Origin of the sequence: Flavobacterium wongokense (genome assembly GCF_021608265.1) — a bacterium.
Classification (GTDB): Bacteria; Bacteroidota; Bacteroidia; order Flavobacteriales; family Flavobacteriaceae; genus Flavobacterium; species Flavobacterium wongokense.
Map to the genome: position 1 here is coordinate 154210 of NZ_JAKIHP010000004.1, position 20607 is coordinate 174816.

The 20607-nt window shown below is 39.5% G+C and carries 14 protein-coding genes; 13 read left to right on the forward strand and 1 reads right to left on the reverse strand.

Annotation, left to right across the window (positions count from 1 at the left end; translation table 11 throughout):
* Positions 1-52 precede the first annotated feature (52 nt).
* From L1S31_RS12025 to L1S31_RS12085, 13 genes are all read left to right on the forward strand, one after another.
* A complete protein-coding gene (locus tag L1S31_RS12025; protein ID WP_236464987.1) occupies positions 53-643 on the forward strand; it encodes an acyl carrier protein phosphodiesterase in 591 nt (196 codons plus the stop codon).
* On the forward strand, positions 640-2307 hold the full coding sequence (gene ggt, locus L1S31_RS12030) for a gamma-glutamyltransferase (protein WP_236464988.1): 1668 nt from the start codon (positions 640-642) through the stop codon (positions 2305-2307). Before L1S31_RS12025 ends, ggt begins: the two co-directional genes overlap by 4 nt.
* 79 nt (positions 2308-2386) lie before the next feature.
* Positions 2387-4204 carry a chloride channel protein gene (locus tag L1S31_RS12035; RefSeq protein WP_236464989.1) on the forward strand — a complete coding sequence of 606 codons (1818 nt, stop codon included), beginning with the start codon at positions 2387-2389 and terminating at the stop codon, positions 4202-4204.
* Positions 4205-4283: 79 nt separating this feature from the next.
* Entirely contained in the window at positions 4284-7115 is a 2832-nt protein-coding gene (gene uvrA / locus L1S31_RS12040; protein ID WP_236464990.1) for an excinuclease ABC subunit UvrA, read from the forward strand.
* Positions 7116-7224: 109 nt separating this feature from the next.
* Complete coding sequence (locus L1S31_RS12045; protein WP_236464991.1) at positions 7225-7947, forward strand: LOG family protein; 723 nt, start codon at positions 7225-7227, stop codon at positions 7945-7947.
* A gap of 19 nt (positions 7948-7966) precedes the next feature.
* Positions 7967-9400: an MBOAT family O-acyltransferase gene (locus L1S31_RS12050; protein WP_236464992.1), complete on the forward strand. Its 1434-nt coding sequence runs from the start codon at positions 7967-7969 to the stop codon at positions 9398-9400.
* Positions 9400-10284, forward strand: a complete 885-nt coding sequence (locus tag L1S31_RS12055; RefSeq protein WP_236464993.1) for a hypothetical protein — start codon at positions 9400-9402, stop codon at positions 10282-10284. Before L1S31_RS12050 ends, L1S31_RS12055 begins: the two co-directional genes overlap by 1 nt.
* A complete protein-coding gene (locus L1S31_RS12060; RefSeq protein ID WP_370637877.1) occupies positions 10281-13079 on the forward strand; it encodes a gluzincin family metallopeptidase in 2799 nt (932 codons plus the stop codon). The genes L1S31_RS12055 and L1S31_RS12060 overlap by 4 nt, the downstream gene beginning before the upstream one ends.
* Before the next feature lie 187 nt (positions 13080-13266).
* The gene (locus L1S31_RS12065; RefSeq protein ID WP_236464994.1) at positions 13267-15672 is read left to right on the forward strand and encodes an alpha-ketoacid dehydrogenase subunit alpha/beta; all 2406 of its coding nucleotides are present in this window, start codon (positions 13267-13269) and stop codon (positions 15670-15672) included.
* A gap of 4 nt (positions 15673-15676) precedes the next feature.
* The gene (locus tag L1S31_RS12070; protein ID WP_236464995.1) at positions 15677-16129 is read left to right on the forward strand and encodes a hypothetical protein; all 453 of its coding nucleotides are present in this window, start codon (positions 15677-15679) and stop codon (positions 16127-16129) included.
* A gap of 5 nt (positions 16130-16134) precedes the next feature.
* Positions 16135-16599 (forward strand): hypothetical protein, encoded by a 465-nt coding sequence (locus L1S31_RS12075; RefSeq protein ID WP_236464996.1) that lies wholly within the window; start codon positions 16135-16137, stop codon positions 16597-16599.
* Positions 16600-17802, forward strand: coding sequence for a diaminopimelate decarboxylase (lysA, locus tag L1S31_RS12080; RefSeq protein WP_236464997.1), 1203 nt, complete (start codon positions 16600-16602; stop codon positions 17800-17802).
* Positions 17803-17891: 89 nt separating this feature from the next.
* Positions 17892-18926, forward strand: coding sequence for an acyltransferase family protein (locus L1S31_RS12085; RefSeq protein WP_236464998.1), 1035 nt, complete (start codon positions 17892-17894; stop codon positions 18924-18926).
* 6 nt (positions 18927-18932) lie between these two features.
* Here L1S31_RS12085 and pafA read toward each other — a convergent pair whose 3' ends face one another.
* The gene (pafA, locus tag L1S31_RS12090) at positions 18933-20546 is read right to left on the reverse strand and encodes an alkaline phosphatase PafA (RefSeq protein ID WP_236464999.1); all 1614 of its coding nucleotides are present in this window, start codon (positions 20544-20546) and stop codon (positions 18933-18935) included.
* Between the last annotated feature and the right edge of the window lie 61 nt (positions 20547-20607).

A 20607-nucleotide genomic window follows, 5' to 3' on the forward strand; every position in this document is an offset into this window, starting at 1 on the left:
AATTCTAATTTAAAATTCAAAATTTATAATTTAAAATTCCTAAATTAGGCACATGAACTTCCTTGCACACATTTATCTTTCCGGTGATAACGATTTAATAAAAATCGGGAATTTTATGGCGGACAGCATTCGCGGGCATAGTTATGATGTGTATCCTGAGGAAATCCAAAAAGGGATTTTACTGCATCGTTCCATCGACAGTTTTACCGATATGCATCCTGTTTACAGGCAGAGCAAACATCGCCTACACGAAAAATACGGGCATTATTCGGGTGTAATTATGGATATTTTCTACGATCATTTTTTGGCCAAAAACTGGAGCAGCTATTCCGATGAAAACCTGGAAGATTATGCGGATAATTTCTATCATTTATTAAAGGAACACTACGATGTGCTTACCGAAAGGGTCAAAGGCATGATGCCGTATATGGTCGCCCGGAACTGGCTTGTAAGTTACAGTACCATAGCAGGTTTGGAAATGATTATGTTCCAAATGGACCATCGCACCAAAAACCGAGTTGACATGCATGAATCAATGGTGGAACTGCAACAATATTATTCTGAATTTGAAACAGAATTCAAACTTTTTTTCGAAGAATTGCGCCAGCATTGCATTGAAAAATTAAAAGAGCTGAATGCATGAAAAAGTACCTGGTTCTATTTTTACTGATTCCTTTTTTTCTTTATTCCCAAAAAGGCCTCGTTACCGAAAAAGCAATGGTCGTTTCCGCACGTGAGGAAGCTTCCAAAATTGGCATCGAAATTATCAAAAAAGGCGGAAATGCCTTTGATGCCATGATTGCAACCCAACTCGCTTTGGCGGTGGCCTATCCTTATGCAGGAAATATTTCCGGTGGCGGATTTATGGTGTATCGCAAAGCCAACGGCGATTTCGGCTCACTTGATTTTCGGGAAAAAGCTCCACAAAAAGCATCCAAAAACATGTATTTAGACAAAAATGGCAATGTGATTCCAAATCTGAGTACCGATGGTGCTTTATCTGTAGGCGTTCCGGGAAGTATTGCCGGGATTTTTGAAGTCCATAAAAAATTAGGAACATTACCACTGAAAGATTTATTTCAACCCGCCATCGATTTAGCCCAGAAAGGGGTAATCGTATCCGCAAAGCAAAAAGAAAAACTCGATGAATACCGCAATATTATTGTCACCCTTAGTGGAGACCAAACACTTTACAACAAAAACTTTCAGGTTGGTGATACAATAAAATACCTTGCTTTATCCAGCACGCTGAAACAAATCCTAAAAAACGGAAAAGACGAATTCTACAAAGGAAAAACCGCTAAAAAATTGGTGGCGTTCCTAAAACAAAAAGGCGGCATCATTTCGATGAAGGATTTAGCCGATTACAAAGTCGTTTGGCGCAAGCCGATAACTTTCAACTACAGGGAATTAAAGATAATTTCAATGGCGCCACCATCAAGCGGTGGAATTACATTGGCGCAAATCATGAAAATGATTGAACCTTATGAGGTTTCAAAACTGGGGCACAATTCCACTCAATACCTACAGCTTTTGGCGGAAGCCGAAAGAAGGGCGTATGCCGACAGGAATTATTTTTTGGGTGACCCCGATTTTGTCAAAATCCCACAAAAGCAATTGCTCGATGATTCTTATTTGAGAGACCGTATGAAAAACTTTTCCTTTGAAAAAGCAACGCAGTCTTCAGAAGTCAGCCACGGGAATGTTGCCGTTTATGAAAGCAATGAAACCACCCACTACTCTATTGTTGATGCCGAAGGCAATGCTGTTGCGGTAACCACGACTTTAAATGGTCCTTATGGCTCGCGATTGTATTGTGACGAATTGGGATTCTTTTTAAATAACCAGATGGACGATTTTTCATCAAAACCCGGTGTGCCAAATTATTATGGGTTGGTTGGTGCCGAAGCCAATAGCATTGCGCCACAAAAAAGAATGCTCAGCTCCATGACGCCAACTATTGTCGAAAAAAACGGCAAACTGCTGATGCTTTTGGGTTCTCCTGGTGGTTCAACAATTATCACTTCGGTGTTGCAGACAATTTTAAATGTTTATGAATTTGACATGGATATGCAGCACGCGGTTGATTCTCCAAGATTCCACAATCAATGGCTGCCCGATGACATTATGGTGGAGCCCGGGAAATTTGACAAGCCAACCCTTGACAGCCTAAATGCGAAAAACTATAAAATCAATGAAAAATTTGCACCGGTTCTTGGAAAAGTCGACGCGATTTTGGTCCAGCCCAATGGCAAACTCGAAGGTGGTGCCGATTATCGTGGAGATGACAAAGCTGCCGGATTTTAAAGATTCCCTTAATTTATGAGTTTAATGTTGTGAAATACTATTTTTAAGGAGTATTTTAGCAGATTCAAAGATTGAATAAATGTCAAAGAACAAAGCTTCCAGTTTTAAAATTATTTTAAGGAGTATTCTCAGAAGAGCCGAGAATTTAATTTTCCTTTTGAAAGACAAGGTAAGCGAACGGAACTTCATCTACTTTGCAAGTGTCGTAGTAGCAATCACCTGCGCTTTTGCCGTAATCATCCTTAAAAGTTTTGCCCACAATATTTTCCTTTGGGCCAATGATATCAACGCATTTTTAAAATTGCCTTATATCAACAGTTTGCTTCCGATTGCCGGGATTTTGCTGACGGTATTTGTCATTCGGAATTTCCTTGGGAACAGCCTCGAAAAAGGGAGTTCCAAAATCCTTTATGCCGTTGCCCGAAAAGGTGGAATAGTTCCCAAAAAGCAAATGTATGCGCAAATCGTGACAAGTTCCTTAACCGTTGGACTTGGTGGTTCAGCCGGATTGGAAAGCCCGATTGTGATTACCGGAGCAGCCTTTGGTTCCAATTTTGCCCAAAAATACCATCTCTCGCAAAAAGATCGGATACTTCTTTTGGCCTGTGGTGTCGCAGCCGGAATTGGAGCTGCGTTTAATGCACCCATTGCCGGAGTTTTATTTGCCATTGAAGTCGTTCTGACCGATGTTTCGATTTCAGCTTTTATCCCAATCATCATATCGGCTGCAACTGGCGCCTTAATTTCAAAAGTATCACTAAGTTCGGACACAATACTTAATTTCGAACAAACTTTAAAATTTGATTATCACAATACTCCTTACTATATTTTACTTGGAATTTTAGCTGGTTTAGCTTCTATTTACCATGCCCGCAATTTTCAAAAAGTGGAAAAGTTTTTCGGAACCTTCAAAAACAAAGGGTATCGGAGAGCCTTATTTGGCGCTACGATTTTAGCCGTCCTGATTTTCTTTTTCCCAACACTTTTTGGTGAAGGTTATGAAAGCATCAAAATATTGGCATCCAAAAACCCCGGAGTTTTAATGGACAATACCATGCTCGAACAATTCAAAAGCGAATGGGTTTTGCTCGCGTTTGTTGGAGTTACGATGTTGCTCAAAGCATTTGCAACCGGACTGACTTTAGGAAGTGGCGGAAACGGTGGCAACTTTGCGCCTTCGCTTTTTGTGGGTTCATATCTTGGTTTTTTTGTAGCCAAAACAGTAAACCTGCTCAATTTCACCCATCATTTACCGATTGCCAATTTTACGATTGTTGGCATGGCCGGAATCCTGAGTGGTTTATTTCATGCACCCTTGACCGCGATTTTCCTTATTGGCGAAATTACCGGCGGTTATGATTTGATGGTTCCGTTAATGATTGTTTCTTCTGTGAGTTATGCGGTTTCGAAGCAATTTGAAAAACACTCGATGGATGTAAAGGCACTGGCGGACAAAGGCGATGTTTTCACCAGCGACAAAGACAAGAACATCCTGCAGAGTATCAATTTTTATAAATTGGTGCAGCAGAATTATAAAACATTAGCACCGGAATCTTCCATCGAAAGCATCGTAGAGATTTTTTCAACAACCGAACAGAAAGTCATTCCGATTATTGATAACAATAAAAATCTGGTGGGTATTGTAGCTTTTGAAGAAGTCCGGGCATTTATCTTCAATCCGCTTAAGATAAAATTCATGACCATTCCTGAGATAATGCATCAGCCCAAAGAGCTCATCCTGTTTGAAGACAAACCCGAAAAAATAATGGCGCTATTCGAAAAATCAAAAGCGTCGATTCTTCCTGTAATCTACAAGGGAAAATATTTTGGTTTTCTTTCCAAAATCGATGTCCTGGAAAGCTACCGCCAGCGATTGAAAGAGATGATAATTGATTAGCATCTTTTAACAATAACTTCTGAACCCTGTATTTAAAAACTCGCTGTAAAACACTACCTTTGCGTTTTGCAAAATTGCTATGTTAGATACCGAAAATACAATTGAAGTTCTTGGTGCACGGGTTCACAATCTGAAGAATATTGACATTACGATTCCGAGGGAAAAACTGGTCGTTATTACCGGTCTTTCCGGCTCGGGAAAATCCTCTTTGGCATTCGATACGATTTATGCCGAAGGCCAGCGTCGATACATTGAAACCTTCTCGGCTTATGCGCGTCAATTCCTTGGCGGGCTCGAACGCCCTGATGTTGATAAAATCGACGGATTATCTCCGGTAATTGCCATCGAGCAAAAAACCACAAGTAAAAGTCCGCGCTCTACCGTTGGGACCATCACTGAAATTTATGATTTCCTGCGTTTGCTGTATGCTCGTGCCGGTGAAGCCTATAGTTATGTGACTGGTGAAAAAATGGTTTCGTATTCCGATGACCAAATCAGGGAATTGATCATCCAGAATTTCAAAGGAAAACGCATTAATATCCTTGCGCCAATCATCCGTGCGCGTAAAGGGCATTATGCCGAATTATTCCAGCAAATTACCAAACAGGGATTCCTGAAAGTACGCGTCAATGGCGAGGTACAGGATTTATTGCCAGGAATGAAACTCGACCGTTACAAAACCCACGATATCGAAATTGTCATCGACCGAATGGTGATTGAGGACAATGAAGAAAATGAAAAACGTTTGGCCGAAAGCATCAAAACCGCAATGTACCATGGCGAAGATGTATTGATGATTTTGGATCAGGACACGAATGAAGTGCGTTATTTCAGTAGGAACTTAATGTGCCCAACTTCAGGGATATCCTATCAAAATCCGGAACCGAATCTGTTTTCGTTCAACTCGCCAAAAGGTGCGTGCGAACACTGCAAAGGTTTGGGAACAGTACACGAAATCAATCTGAAAAAGATAATCCCAAATCCGAAACTGTCTATCAGAAATGGAGGTTTTGCTCCATTGGGTGAATACAAAAGTTCCTGGATTTTCAAGCAGTTGGAAATCATTGGCGAAAAATTTGGCTTTGCCCTGACAGATCCTATTGAGGCCATTTCCGAAGAAGCAATGCAGATTATCCTGTATGGCGGAAAGGAAAAATTTTCAGTGGAATCCAAAACATTGGGCATTACCAAAGAATACAAAATTGAATTTGAAGGGATTTCGCATTTCATCAAAAACCAATACGATGAAAGTCCGTCTACATCCATAAAACGCTGGGCAAAGGAATTCATGGACGAAGTGGAATGCCCGGAATGCCATGGTTCGCGTTTGAAAAAAGAGGCAATGTATTTCAGGATTTATGAAAAAAACATCTTCGAATTATCGACTATGGATATTTCTGAATTGTCGAATTGGTTTGAGGATTTGGACCATCATTTAAATGAAAAACAAAAAATAATCGCCACCGAAATTGTCAAGGAAATCAAAGACCGTTTGCGCTTTTTGGTCAATGTTGGCCTGAATTACCTTTCGATTGCCCGAAGTTCAAAATCGCTTTCCGGCGGTGAAGCACAGCGCATCCGTTTGGCAACACAAATCGGTTCGCAATTGGTTGGTGTGCTTTATATTTTGGACGAACCAAGCATTGGTTTGCACCAAAGAGATAATGAGAAATTGATTCATTCGTTGGAGCAATTACGCGATATCGGAAATTCGGTTTTGGTTGTGGAACACGATAAAGACATGATAGAACGTGCCGATTATGTGATTGACATTGGCCCAAAAGCCGGAAAATATGGTGGCCAGATTATCAGTAAAGGAACACCAAAAGAATTACTGAAAGAAGATACGATTACAGCCCAATACCTTAACGGAAAAATGAAAATCGAAGTTCCCAAAAAACGCCGTGAAGGCAACGGAAAGTTTATGAAACTGACTGGCGCAACGGGAAACAACCTCAAAAATGTCTCGATTGAATTGCCCTTGGGCAAACTGATTTGCGTAACCGGAGTTTCGGGAAGCGGTAAATCGACATTGATTAATGAAACTTTATATCCAATACTAAACGCCTATTATTTTAACGGTGTCAAAAAACCACAACCTTATAAAAAAATTGAAGGTTTGGAACATATCGACAAAGTAATCGACATCGACCAAAGCCCGATTGGAAGAACGCCACGTTCAAATCCTGCAACTTATACCGATGTGTTTTCGGAAATCAGGAGTTTGTATACGCAGACTCCCGAAGCCATGATCCGCGGTTACAAAGCAGGTCGTTTTAGCTTTAATGTTTCGGGCGGAAGATGCGAAGCCTGCGAAGGTTCTGGTGTTCGTACTATTGAAATGAGTTTCCTTCCTGATGTTTATGTGGAATGTGAAACCTGTCAGGGCAAGCGTTTCAACAGGGAAACTTTGGAAATCCGTTACAAAGGAAAATCGATTTCAGATGTATTGAATATGACCGTTGACGAAGCAGTTCCGTTTTTTGAAAACATTCCGAAAATCTACAGAAAAGTAAAAACGATTCAGGATGTTGGTTTGGGTTATATCACTTTGGGACAGCAAAGCACAACGCTTTCCGGTGGTGAAGCACAGCGTATCAAACTTGCTACCGAATTATCCAAAAAAGATACCGGAAACACCTTCTACATCATGGATGAACCTACGACCGGATTGCATTTTGAAGACATTCGGGTATTGATGGACGTTATCAACAAATTGGTTGACAAAGGCAACACCATTTTGATTATTGAACACAATATGGACGTAATCAAACTGGCAGATTATATCATCGATATTGGTCCGGAAGGCGGAAAAGGCGGCGGTGAAGTTGTAGCCAAAGGAACTCCTGAAGAAATTGCAAAAAATAAAAAGAGCTACACTGCGCCGTTTTTAAAGAAGGAATTGGAGTAAATCCTATTTTGAATCCTAAATTTTGAATCCTAAATGAAACCCAATAATTTAAAATTTATAATTCAAAATTTAAAATAATAACTACTTTAGCGCGCTTAAAATTTTTGAAATGAAAGAACAGTACACCAATGATGATGACAGGATTCAGGATAAATTAATCCAAAAGCCCTGGAATGAAATACGAACCAACGATTCCTGGGCAATTTTTAAAATCATGTCGGAGTTTGTAAATGGTTACGAAACGATGGCCCGAATTGGTCCGTGTGTTTCCATTTTTGGTTCGGCTCGAACAAAGCCCGACACAAAATATTATTTATTGGCTGAGAAAATTGCCTATAAAATCAGTAAGGCCGGATATGGAGTGATTACTGGCGGTGGTCCCGGAATCATGGAAGCCGGAAACAAAGGTGCCCATAATGGCGCAGGAACTTCGGTTGGACTGAACATCGAACTGCCTTTTGAGCAGCATTATAATCCGTATATCGATAAGGATAAAAACCTGAATTTTGACTATTTCTTTGTCCGCAAAGTAATGTTTGTAAAATACTCTCAGGGATTTGTAGTAATGCCTGGTGGTTTTGGAACACTAGATGAATTATTCGAAGCGGTAACCCTAATCCAAACCAAAAAAATTGGAAAATTCCCTATCATCCTTGTAGGCTCTGAATTTTGGGCAGGATTATTCGACTGGATTAAAGCCGTGATGATTGACAAGGAACACAATGCCAATCCCGACGATTTGAACCTGATTAAAATTGTAGACACCGAAGACGAAGTGGTTGAAGTTTTGGATAACTTCTACAAAAAGTACAATCTGAGTCCGAACTTCTAGAACCAAATCATAAACCAATATGTTTTTTAACTCACTACAATTTGCGTATTTTCTGCCTGTGGTGTTTTTGGCATATTGGTTTATTCCCAATAAATCCAAGACTTCCCAAAATATTGTTCTAACGGTAGCGAGTTATTATTTTTATTCGTGCTGGGATTGGAGGTTTATGTTTTTACTGCTTTTTTCAACTTTGCTGGTCTATTTTTCCGGACTCAAATTAGAAGAAAGCAAAGCCGAATTTTCACGCAAATTTTGGCTTTGGATGACAGTAATCATCAGCCTTGCCTTTCTTGGGATTTTCAAATATTACGACTTCTTTGCGGTTTCGTTTGCCGAATTGGCCAGCGGTTTCGGATTGCACCTCGACCCTCTTCTTCTCAAACTGATACTTCCCGTTGGGATTTCGTTTTATACATTCCATGGCTTGTCGTACATCATCGATATTTATTTTAAACGAATTGAAGCGGAGAAAAATTTTATCGATTATTTCCTGTTCGTAAGTTATTTCCCTTTGCTTGTTGCCGGTCCAATTGAAAGGGCAACACATCTTTTACCCCAATTAAAGGTCAAACGCGAATTCGATTTTGAAAAAGCCAAAGAAGGAATCTACCAGATTATTTGGGGTTTGGTCAAAAAAGTGGTCGTTGCCGATACCTGCGCGATGTATGCGAATGCGGTTTTTGACAATTATAATTCGATGAATTCGCTGTCGCTGGTTTTGGGCGCAGTTTATTTTGCATTCCAAATTTATGGTGACTTTTCGGGTTACTCCGATATTGCTTTGGGAACGTCCAAACTCTTCGGAATCGACTTATTGAAAAACTTCGACTTTCCTTATTTCTCAAGGGATATCGCCGAGTTTTGGCGCAAGTGGCACATTTCCTTAACAACCTGGTTCCGCGATTATATCTATATTCCGCTTGGCGGAAGCAGAGGATCCAAATTGTTCCAAATCCGGAACGTGTTCATCATTTTCCTGGTCAGCGGATTTTGGCATGGTGCCAATTGGACCTTCATCGCCTGGGGATTGATCAATGCCTTGTATTTTATTCCTTTATTGGTATTGAACCGAAGCCGAAACAATCTTGAGGCTTTCAAAATTTCTTTTAATTTGGAATCGTTGCGGATACTTTTTAATATCCTCATCACGTTTACGATAACCTGTCTTGCCTGGATATTTTTCAGGGCAAAAACAATACACGATGCCATTGCCTACATCCAGCGAATGGTGACTGATTTGCATTTTGCTCCTCAATATTTCAGCTTCGAGCGTTACAACTACGAAATCATCATTATGATACTTCTGTTTGTAATGGTCGAATGGAACAACCGCTATAAAATTGAGCCGCTTTCGGGGAAATATTCCTGGCTGAAAGTGAGTTTGAGCATTATGGCAATTGTCGCATTGGGAATTTTCACTGATTATAAAAACTTTATATACTTTCAATTCTAATGAAAAAGTTTGTTGTTTTTATAGCCAAATTATTAGTCATAGTTGTGCTTTCGGCAGTTGTGCTTGACGTTTTGTATACCATGATTTATGTGAATTCGTCTAAGCGCAACAAAATAGAATACGTTTACAATTCCAAAGGCAAAAACTTTGACGTGGTTTTTATGGGTTCGTCGCGGACACAAAACCACATGATGGCGAAACTCTTTGACGAAAAAGGAATCAAGGCTTATAATTTTGGAATGAGTGGCTCTAAATTAGACGAGACTGCATTGCTTTTGAAACTGATGCTCGAGCGCAATTACAAAATAAAAAACATCTTCCTTGATGTCGATTTGAACCTGAACAGCAACTCCAAATCCGAAGGTACCAAAGCTTTGTACATGCCTTACCTTCATTGCTCTGAAACGATACGCAACCATTACAAAACCGAAGCATCGTACAATAAATTATTGTACATTCCGTTTTATAGGTACATTGAAGGCGACGCCAAGATTGGGTTTAGGGAAATGTTCTTCTCTTTGACCAATAAAAAATCGAATGCATTGGATAATTTTGGTTATTTCCCATTACAAGGCGAAGGACGGAATATGAAATATGACCTTTCGGATTATAAACCAAAACGCAATTTTGCCTACGAGGAAATCAAGGCAATCTGTAAAAAGAATAATATCCATTTGATTGCCATTGCAACGCCTATGTGCCCGGAATGCCAATCTGATGCCTATTTTAACAGCATCAAATCGGTTTATCCCGAAGTGTATAATTATGAAAACAAAGTAACCGATGACAAAGATTTTGCTTCCTGTGGCCACATGAATGTTGATGGCGCACGATTATTTACAAGCATTATTTTAAACGATTTTATCCAAAATAAATTCCATTGAAAAAAGCCTTAATTCTTTTATTGCTTGCTAGCCAGGCCATATTTTCGCAACACAATTCCAAAATGGTTGTGAATGTCGACCTTGAGCAAAAGGTTTTAAAGGTTCAACAGGAATTGACTTATTTTAATCAGACGAATGACACTTTAACCCAAATCGTTTTAAACGACTGGATGAATGGTTATTCGTCAAAAAACACAGCAATGGCTGCGCGGTTTTCGGATGAGTTTGAAAGGAGTTTTCATTTGGCAAAAGAAAAAGAACGCGGAAGAACCAGCGCTATTTCAGTTAATGACCAAACCAATACAGCATTGACATGGGAAAGGGATTCAAATATTCCTGATGTAATCCTGATCCAATTAAAGGAAAAATTACTGCCCAATCAAAAAATCAAGATTTCCTTAAATTATACCGTAAAAATCCCAAGTGATAAATTCACGAAATACGGTTATGGCGAGAATGGGAAAATGTACTTAAAGAATTTTTTTCTTATTCCTGCACGCTATGAAAACAAAGGCTTTATAAAATACAACAACCTGAATCTTGACGATGCTGCCAATGCGGTTTCCGATTATGAAGTTGATGTTACGGTTCCTCAAAATTTCAATTTGTATTCCGATTTGAATGAGGTCGGAAAAGATGCTAATGTTTATCATCTTTCGGGGAAAAACCGTTTGGATTTCAACCTTTTCATTGATACAAAAAAAGATTTCGAAGTCTATAAAAATGGTGACCTTGAAGTAATTTCAGATATAAAAGGCAATAAGCTGAATGACATCCAAAGAGCGATTGTTGTGGATAAAATCGTCACTTACGTCAATGAAAACCTGGGTAAATATCCCAACCAGAAAATAACGGTTTCGCAAACCGATTACGACCGGAATCCGTTTTACGGACTGAATCAGCTGCCGTTATTCATGAGTCCGTTTTCAGATGAGTTTTTGTATGAAATTAAATTTTTGAAGACTTATGTCAATAACTACCTGCATACTTCGTTGCAACTGGACCAGCGCAGGGACAGTTGGGTTTACGATGGAATCCAGACGTATTTAATGATGAAATACATGGAGGAATTCCATCCCGACAGCAAGATGATGGGAAGTGTGGCCAAGCTGAAACTTTTGAAAGGCTACAATTTGGTTTCGCTCGATTTTAATGGGCAGTATAGTTATTTTTCCATGCTGATGGCTCGAAAAAATTTGGACCAACCTTTGACAAATCCTAAAAATACTTTGATAAAGTTCAATGAAAAAATTGCTTCAAAATACAAGGCCGGACTCAGCCTGAACTATTTGGATCATTACCTTGAAAATAATGTCGTTCAAAAAAGCATCCAGCAATTTTATACTTTGAACAAAACCCGGCAAACCAATAGCTCCGATTTTGAAAACATCCTGACGGCAAATTCCCCTAAGAAAATCAATTGGTTTTTTGACAAAATGATTGCTTCACGCGACATCATTGATTACAAATTTGACAAGGTTACCCAAACAAAGGACAGCGTTGGTTTTTCGATAAAAAACAAAACCCAAACCGATGTTCCTATTTCAGTTTATGGAATAAAAGGTAAGGAAGTCGTTTTCAAAAAATGGTATGATACCATTGCTGCCGACAGCATTTACAAGCTTCCGAGAAATAATGCCGACAAAATTGTCATCAATTACAACAATGAAGTTCCCGAATTTAACCGAAGGAACAACTGGCGTTCTTTGCGTAATTTTCATTTGAACCGGCCTGTAAAGTTTAATTTCTTTAAGGATTTGGAAGATCCCTATTACAATCAGGTGATTTACATTCCGACGCTGGAATACAATTTATACGACGGCTTTTTGCCGGGAATGCGTTTTCACAACAAGACGCTTTTGGACAAACCGTTCAACTTTGACATTAATCCAACAATTTCCACCAAAACGCAGAATCTGTCCGGTAAAGCAGCCTTATTGTACAATCAGTATAATCGGGAAAGCAATCTGTATTCGATAAAATACATCATGAGCGGGCATTATCTGCATTATGCGCCAGACGCGTATTACACCAAACTGGCACCGACAATTTTCATGTTCTTCAGGCCTGATAATTTTAGGGACAACCGAAAGCAAACACTTGTTTTTAAGGAAATCGTTGTGAGCAAAGAAAAGACTGCTTTTACGGTTTCTGAAAATAGCGAAAATTATTCGGTTTTCAATGCCAAATACTACAATACTAAAACAGAATTTACCAACCATATTCAGTTTTTAGGTGATTTTCAGTATGAAAAGAACTTTGGGAAATTAGCCGCCGAAGTGCAGTACCGCAAGCTTTTTGACAATAACCGCACCTTAAACCTTCGTGTTTTTGCCGGAACTTTTCTGCACAATAAAACCACTTCCAGCTATTTTGATTTTGGCCTTGACCGACCTTCGGATTATCTTTTTGAAAGTGAATACATAGGACGTTCAGAAACTTCGGGAGTTTTCAGCCAGCAGTTGATTATGTCTGATGGTTTTTTCAAATCAATGCTCGAAACCCGAACTGCAAACCGTTGGATGACGACAGTCAATGCATGCTATACTATTTGGAACTGGATAGATGCTTATGGCGATGCCGGCTTAATGAAAAACAAGGGTATTCCAACAAAGTTTGTTTACGATAGCGGAATCCGTTTGAACCTGGTAACCGATTATTTCGAGTTATTTTTTCCTGTCTATTCCGGAAATGGGTGGGAAATTGGCCAACAAAATTATGCGGAACGAATCCGATTTATTGCCACATTCCGACCGGAAACACTCATCAATCTTTTCACAAGAAAATGGTTTTAAAAAGAGCATAATCTTTACTTATTTTAAATTTTTCTCTGCAAAATTTAATTTTTGTTGAATATATCTCAACACAACTTCTATATCTCACAAATAAATTACAGATACTTAAATATTTATTTTGCATCTGTGATGCAGTTTGTTACTACTTTTTATTTAAATTTGTTACTTCATGAAATAATTTACCACTATGTCAGAGGCTACATCTAAAACAGAAATCACATTTGAAGACTTCAAGCAGGAAGTTTTAAACGATTACAAAATTGCCACAATTAGTAGAGAATGTAGTCTGTTGGGACGAAAGGAAGTGCTAACCGGAAAAGCCAAATTCGGAATCTTTGGTGATGGAAAGGAAATACCGCAGTTGGCTATGGCGAAAGCCTTCCAAAATGGTGATTTCCGCTCGGGTTACTACCGCGACCAAACCTTTATGATGGCTATTGGCCAATTGACTATAGAACAGTTTTTTGCCGGATTATATGGCCATTCCGATTTGGAACACGACCCAATGAGTGCCGGAAGGCAGATGGGCGGCCATTTCATGACACATTCCATTGATGAAAACGGGAATTGGAAAAACCTGACCCAACAAAAGAATTCAAGTGCCGACATCTCTCCTACTGCAGGTCAAATGCCGAGATTGTTAGGATTGGCTCAGGCATCCAAAATATATAGAAACGTTCGTGGTTTGGAAGGATTTTCAAATTTTTCCAACGACGGTAATGAAATTGCCTGGGGAACAATCGGTAACGCTTCCACTTCGGAAGGATTATTTTTTGAAACCATCAACGCGGCAGGAGTTTTACAGGTTCCAATGGTAATCAGCGTTTGGGATGACGAATACGGAATTTCGGTCCACGCCAGGCATCAGACCACCAAGGAAAATATATCGGAAATATTAAAAGGTTTCCAAAGAGACGAAAATGTTAAAGGTTACGAAATTCTTACCGTAAAAGGCTGGGATTACCCTGCATTGGTGGCAACCTATGAAAAAGCTGCCGAAATTGCACGCGAAGAGCACGTTCCGGTTTTGATACACGTTTATGAATTAACGCAGCCTCAGGGACACTCGACTTCGGGTTCGCACGAGCGTTATAAAAATGCTGAGAGATTGGGTTGGGAAGCTGAATTTGATTGTGTTGCCCAAATGAGAACTTGGCTAATCCAAAATGATTTGGCTACAGCCGAAGAATTGGAAGCCATTGAAACCAGCTCTAAAAAGGAAGTCCTGGAAGGCAAAAAAGCAGCGTGGGCAGCTTTTGTCGCGCCAATGAAAGAAGAACAAAGCGAATTGGTTTCGTTATTGAATTCGATTGCGGCTTCAAGTGATAAAAAGGCTTTCATTGAAAAAGAAGCCACAGATTTAGCATCCATAAAAGAACCAATCCGCAAAGAGATTCTAACGGTTGCGCGTAAAGTTTTGCGTTTGATAGTCAATGAAAATGGCAGGCTACAATTAGCAGACTGGATTACCAATTACACTGAAAAAATCCAGCCAAAATTCAGCTCACACTTATTTTCGCAATCAGGCAAAAATGTTTTGAAAGCAACTGAAACTGCCGCAACTTATGATGATTCGGCTGAAGAGGTTGATGCGCGTTTGGTATTGCGTGATAACTTTGACGCCATATTTTCAAAGTATCCTGAAGCATTGGTTTTTGGTGAAGATGCCGGAAATATTGGCGATGTAAACCAAGGTTTGGAAGGCATGCAGGAAAAATACGGAGAACTTCGTGTTGCCGATGCCGGAATCCGTGAAGCTACAATTTTGGGACAGGGAATCGGAATGGCCATGCGTGGATTACGTCCAATTGCCGAAATTCAATATTTGGATTATTTATTATATGCCATTCAGATCATGAGTGATGATTTGGCAACGCTACAATACAGAACCAAAGGTCGACAAAAAGCGCCTTTGATCATCAGAACACGCGGACACAGGCTGGAAGGAATCTGGCATTCGGGTTCACCAATGGGAATGATCATCAACGCCATTCGTGGAATCCACGTTTTGGTTCCGAGGAATATGACCAAAGCTGCAGGTTTTTACAATACATTATTGGAAACCGACGAGCCGGCATTGGTAATCGAATGTTTGAACGGCTATCGTTTGAAGGAAAAAATGCCAACCAATCTTGGCGAATTCAAAACTCCGATTGGCGTAGTGGAAACCATCAAAACCGGAAGCGACATCACTATTGTTTCTTATGGTTCAACCTTGAGGATTATTGAACAGGCTGCAAAGGAATTACAGGAAGTGGGCATTGATGTTGAAATCATCGATGCACAATCGTTACTGCCTTTTGACATCAATCATGATTGTGTAAAAAGCATTATGAAAACCAACCGATTATTGGTAATCGACGAAGATGTTCCTGGTGGAGCAAGTGCTTATATCCTGCAGCAAATCATCGATGAACAAAAAGGATATAATCATTTGGACAGCCAGCCGCAAACACTGACCGCAAAAGCACATCGTCCGGCATATGGAACTGATGGTGATTATTTCTCTAAACCTTCTGCAGAGGACGTTTTTGAAAAAGTATATGCAATTATGCATGAGGCAAAACCAAATCAGTTTCCAAGTTTATACTAGATTCATGAAGAAAATAATCTTATTGCTTTTAATTTCAGTAACGGCATTTTCAGTTAATTCATGTTCTAGCGATGACAGTAAATCAGATAAGGCAACCGGAACAATATCCTTTAAGATTAATGGAAACCTGGAAACATTTACAGGGCTTCATTTTCATGAAACGGTTTTTTTCAAAGGAACTCCGGATGAATATACTGCGGTAAACATCCATTCCGATTCCAACGAGCATTTTAACTGGTGTCAATTTAGTTACATCAAAGGAATTACAGGCGGAAATAGCATCTATTTTAATTATGTAAACCAAGGCGATATGGGTTATGAAACCGAAGATAATTTTACAGTCAATGTTGCGTCAAATGGCAACGACAACAAATTTATCGGAACCTTTGAAGGCGATATGATTAGCCCTGTTGGTACAATAACTATAACTGAAGGAACTTTCAACATTCAATACTAAATCTTATGAAAAAAATATTTTTATTAGTTGTTTTAACGCTTACTGCTTTTTCGTTTAATTCCTGTTCAAGCAGTTCAGATGACACCAATCCTGTAATTGGAGGAACCATAAGTTTTAAAGTTGACGGTGTCCAAAAAACCTTTGATAACATTTATGTGAGTGAAAATGTTATCAATCCCGGGACAGCTGATGAATTCACGGATTTGGGGGTGTATTCCATGCCGCAAAACACATCGGAACATATAGAATTCTTTACTGAGAAAAACCATATGGAAGACATTGTCAGCGTATTCTATACTGCTGATGGCGTACAATGGACAAGGCTTCCGGGAGTTTTTACAGTTCATTTAACATCCAATGGAAACAACAATAAATTAGTTGGAACTTTCGCCGGGCAAATGGGCGATGACGAAATCCAGCCACAGAATTTTATCAACATCACCGAAGGAACCTTTAACATCCAATACTAAATGCAACCTAAAGAGCTACTTGACCTTGCGGAAACTTTTGGAAATCCGTTATACGTTTATGACGCCGATAAAATCGCGTTTCAGTATAAGCGTTTGACCAATGCATTTAAGGTAGAGAAGCTTCGCATCAATTATGCGATGAAAGCCTTGTCGAATGTTTCCATCCTTAGGCTATTGAAAAATATGGGTTCGGGATTGGATACCGTTTCCATCCAGGAAGTAAAGCTCGGCCTTCATGCGGGTTTTACCCCGGATAAAATCATTTTCACACCCAATGGTGTTTCCTTTGAAGAGATTGAAGCTGTAGCGCATTTGGGCGTCCAAATCAACATAGATAATCTTTCGATTCTGGAACATTTTGGCGCCAAATATCCAAAAACCCCGGTTTGCATCCGAATCAATCCGCATGTGATGGCTGGTGGTAATGAAAATATTTCTGTAGGCCACATCGACAGTAAATTTGGGATTTCAATTTACCAGATTCCGCATGTTTTAAGGATAGTGGAGAATACCAAAATGAACATCAACGGCATCCACATGCATACGGGCTCGGACATTCTGGACGTTGAAGTGTTTTTATATGCTTCCGAAATCCTGTTTGATACAGCCAAACAATTCAAAAATCTGGAATTCCTGGACTTTGGTTCGGGATTTAAGGTTCCTTACAAAAAGGACGATATCGAAACCAATGTAGAGGAATTGGGCAAAAAACTAACCAAACGTTTTAAGGAATTTGAAAAGGAATACGGCCGTGAACTGACGCTGGCTTTTGAACCCGGAAAATTTTTGGTAAGCGAAGCTGGTTATTTCCTTGCAAAGGTAAATGTGGTAAAACAAACTACTTCCACTGTTTTTGCCGGAATTGACAGCGGTTTCAATCATTTGATCCGGCCAATGTTTTATGGTTCGCAGCACAGCATTGAAAACATTTCCAATCCAAAAGGCAAAGAACGTTTTTATACCGTTGTGGGATACATCTGCGAAACCGATACCTTTGCGAACAACCGTCGAATTGCAGAAATCCACGAAGGTGACACGCTTTGTTTCAGGAATGCCGGAGCGTATTGCTTTTCGATGGCTTCCAACTACAACTCACGTTACAAACCGGCTGAAGTTTTGTGGAAAGACGGCAAAGGCCATTTGATTCGTGAACGCGAGAGTTTTGAAGATTTGCTGCAGAACCAGATTATGGTCGATTTATAAAATACAATCCTGCTTTGGCGGGATTTTTTTATGGTTGATGATATGAAAAATACTTACATTTGGATGCATCTAAATCCGGCGTTTACCAAATGATTGATAAAGAAAATAATTTCGATTTTTTAAGATTGCTCTTTTCGGCATTGGTCATTGTTTCGCATTCCTATTCGCTCACCGACAATAATAAGGATGAAATCTTCCTGGTAATCAGCAACGGTCAGATTGCTTTGGGAACTTTTTCGGTGAAGTGTTTTTTTATCATCAGCGGTTACCTGATTTTCATCAGCCTGAAGCGGAGTAAAAACCTTTTGGAATACATCTGGAAAAGAATCGTCAGGATATTTCCTGCCTTGGTTGTGGTTTTGCTGCTTACAATGTTGTTCCTTCCATTGATTTATACCGGAGAAGGAAGCATTTTCAGCCATTGGGATTACTGGAGTTATTTTTACCGGAATTTAGGACTGTATCATTTGCAATATAATGTTGAAGGCATATTCGAGGACAATCCGTACCTGAAATCCATAAACGGAAGTTTGTGGACGATACGCTACGAATTTACAATGTATTTGTCGCTATTGTTGTTCTTTTTCTTTCAAAGGAAACTATCGCAGATTGTATTGCTGTTAACCTTTGGCGGTTTATTCGTTTTAGCCAATTTTGCGCCGCATTTCCTGAATTCAGCCATCTTCTCCAAATTCTTTTTGGACACAAAAGATTTATATGATTTGGGATGTTATTTCATTGCAGGCTCGTTTTTGGCTTCGGTAAATTTTGAGAATTTCAAATACCAAAAGGCTTTACTGATTGCCTGCCCAATCCTGTTGATAGCTGCAACAAAAATGGGATATTTTCATTACGCAGGATATTTTCTGCTTCCGGTGATTATCCTAAGTTTTGGGCTATCCAAAACACCATATCTAAAGAGCATCGGACAAAATTTTGGCGACATCTCGTATGGCGTTTACATTTACGGATTTGTGGTACAGCAATCGTTGTTGAACTTCTTCGATTTGGGAATTTACGGCCTGATGTTTTCCAGCCTTGCAATCACGATGGTCTTTGCGTATTTCTCCTGGCACCTTATTGAAAAAAGAGCCTTAAAACTGAAGACGACTTTTAAAGCTTAGCCAATTCTATTTCTCCAAAACTTCAGTCAGGACTTGCGATTCGGTTCCGTTTGGAAGTGTAATCTTTAGTTTTTGGGATAAGGTTGGCGCAATCTGTGTGATTACTTTTTTCTCGTGGCATTCTCCTTTTTTGATATTCCAGCCATAAAACAATAACGGCACATTGGTATCATAGCTATACGTCGTTCCGTGTGAAGTTCCTGTGGGGCCATATTCAATAAAACCAGGTTTGTCCAACACAATCATGTCACCATTCTGCGTGGCGTCATAACCTTTGGCAATACAGTTCAAATGATAATCCGCTCCTGAATTTGCCAAAATCTCTTCTTCGGTATAAACCCTTTTTACATAATCCTGCGTCATCAGGAAATCCTTGAATGCCTGTTTTACCTTTGCCAAATCTAGGTTTTTTGCTTTAATTTTCGCCTTGTCGAAAAACAAATTGAAACTGTCATAATGCAAAACCAAATCCTCTCCAAAAGTATCGGTTGAGAATTTGGAAAGATTTTTATCCAATTCCTTATTGTCAAGATTCGTTACTTCATATTTGTGATCTTTTAGGAATCGGGCATTTTCAGCTCCGGCGTGATCTGCAGTCAGGAAAACCAAATAGTTTCCTTTGCCAACGGTTTTATCCAAATAATTTAGGAAATCGGCAATCGTCAAATCGAGGCGCAGGTAAGTGTCCTGCAATTCCATGGAACGTGGCCCAAGAATATGTCCCACATAATCGGTGGAAGAAAAACTCACCGCAAGGAAATCGGTGACATTGTCTTTGCCTAATGATTCGTTCTCTATGGCAGCTTTTGCAAAATCGGCAACATAATTATTCCCATAAGGCGTAACGCGCAAAACACCTGCATCATTCTTATCGTACATCGCTTTCAAATCATAAGGAAAAACAGGTTTGTCGACTTTGTATAATTTGCCTTCATACGGATTATCATCGGCCAAACTTTCATCGTAAACCGATGCCGGTTTTAACAAATTCCAACCCTGATTGATATAATTCATATAGCCTTTCTTCGCGTTGAATTCGGTTACCCAATTTGGTAATTTATCACCATAAAAAGTACTCGAAATGAAGTTGCCGGTTTTGCTGTACCAAAATGCCCAATTGGCAAAATGCCCTGCAGGAAGTATCGCGCCACGATCCTTAATACTAATCCCGATTACCTTTCCCTTAAAATTGGTTGACAAACGAAGTTCATCGGTAATGGTTGTCACCTGAAGGTTTTTAGGGGACATTTCGCCTTCGCCTTTGGCACTTTCACCCAAACCTGTCACTGATGCATCATCAGTGCAGTAAACCTCTTTCGCAGCGCTTCTACTGTACCATTCATTGCTTACGATTCCGTGCATTGCCGGTGTTGTTCCGGTATAAATGGATGCATGTCCCGGCGCAGTATAGGTTGGCATATAATTGTAGTGCATATTGTAAAAAGTGTAACCCTCATTCATCATGCGTTTAAAACCATTTTCAGAAAAATCACTTTGAAAACGATAGAGGTATTCCATTTTCATTTGGTCCACCACAATTCCAACCACCAATTTTGGTCGTTGTTGTGCTGACAGATTTGAAACGGCAAATAGGAAAACGAAAGGAAGGAGCTTCTTCATAACTATAATTATTTACACAAAAGTACAGATTCAGCTTGAATTGCAGCCAAAAAAAATGCAC

Bases quoted from the DNA above. Each gene is read 5' to 3' on its own strand.
- L1S31_RS12045 (WP_236464991.1), top strand. From the start codon at position 7,225: ATGAAAGAACAGTACACCAATGATGATGACAGGATTCAGGATAAATTA.
- lysA (WP_236464997.1), top strand. From the start codon at position 16,600: ATGCAACCTAAAGAGCTACTTGACCTTGCGGAAACTTTTGGAAATCCG.
- L1S31_RS12065 (WP_236464994.1), top strand. From the start codon at position 13,267: ATGTCAGAGGCTACATCTAAAACAGAAATCACATTTGAAGACTTCAAG.
- L1S31_RS12050 (WP_236464992.1), top strand. From the start codon at position 7,967: ATGTTTTTTAACTCACTACAATTTGCGTATTTTCTGCCTGTGGTGTTT.
- ggt (WP_236464988.1), top strand. From the start codon at position 640: ATGAAAAAGTACCTGGTTCTATTTTTACTGATTCCTTTTTTTCTTTAT.
- L1S31_RS12055 (WP_236464993.1), top strand. From the start codon at position 9,400: ATGAAAAAGTTTGTTGTTTTTATAGCCAAATTATTAGTCATAGTTGTG.
- uvrA (WP_236464990.1), top strand. From the start codon at position 4,284: ATGTTAGATACCGAAAATACAATTGAAGTTCTTGGTGCACGGGTTCAC.
- L1S31_RS12085 (WP_236464998.1), top strand. From the start codon at position 17,892: ATGATTGATAAAGAAAATAATTTCGATTTTTTAAGATTGCTCTTTTCG.
- L1S31_RS12025 (WP_236464987.1), top strand. From the start codon at position 53: ATGAACTTCCTTGCACACATTTATCTTTCCGGTGATAACGATTTAATA.
- L1S31_RS12075 (WP_236464996.1), top strand. From the start codon at position 16,135: ATGAAAAAAATATTTTTATTAGTTGTTTTAACGCTTACTGCTTTTTCG.
- L1S31_RS12035 (WP_236464989.1), top strand. From the start codon at position 2,387: ATGTCAAAGAACAAAGCTTCCAGTTTTAAAATTATTTTAAGGAGTATT.
- pafA (WP_236464999.1), bottom strand. From the start codon at position 20,546: ATGAAGAAGCTCCTTCCTTTCGTTTTCCTATTTGCCGTTTCAAATCTG.
- L1S31_RS12070 (WP_236464995.1), top strand. From the start codon at position 15,677: ATGAAGAAAATAATCTTATTGCTTTTAATTTCAGTAACGGCATTTTCA.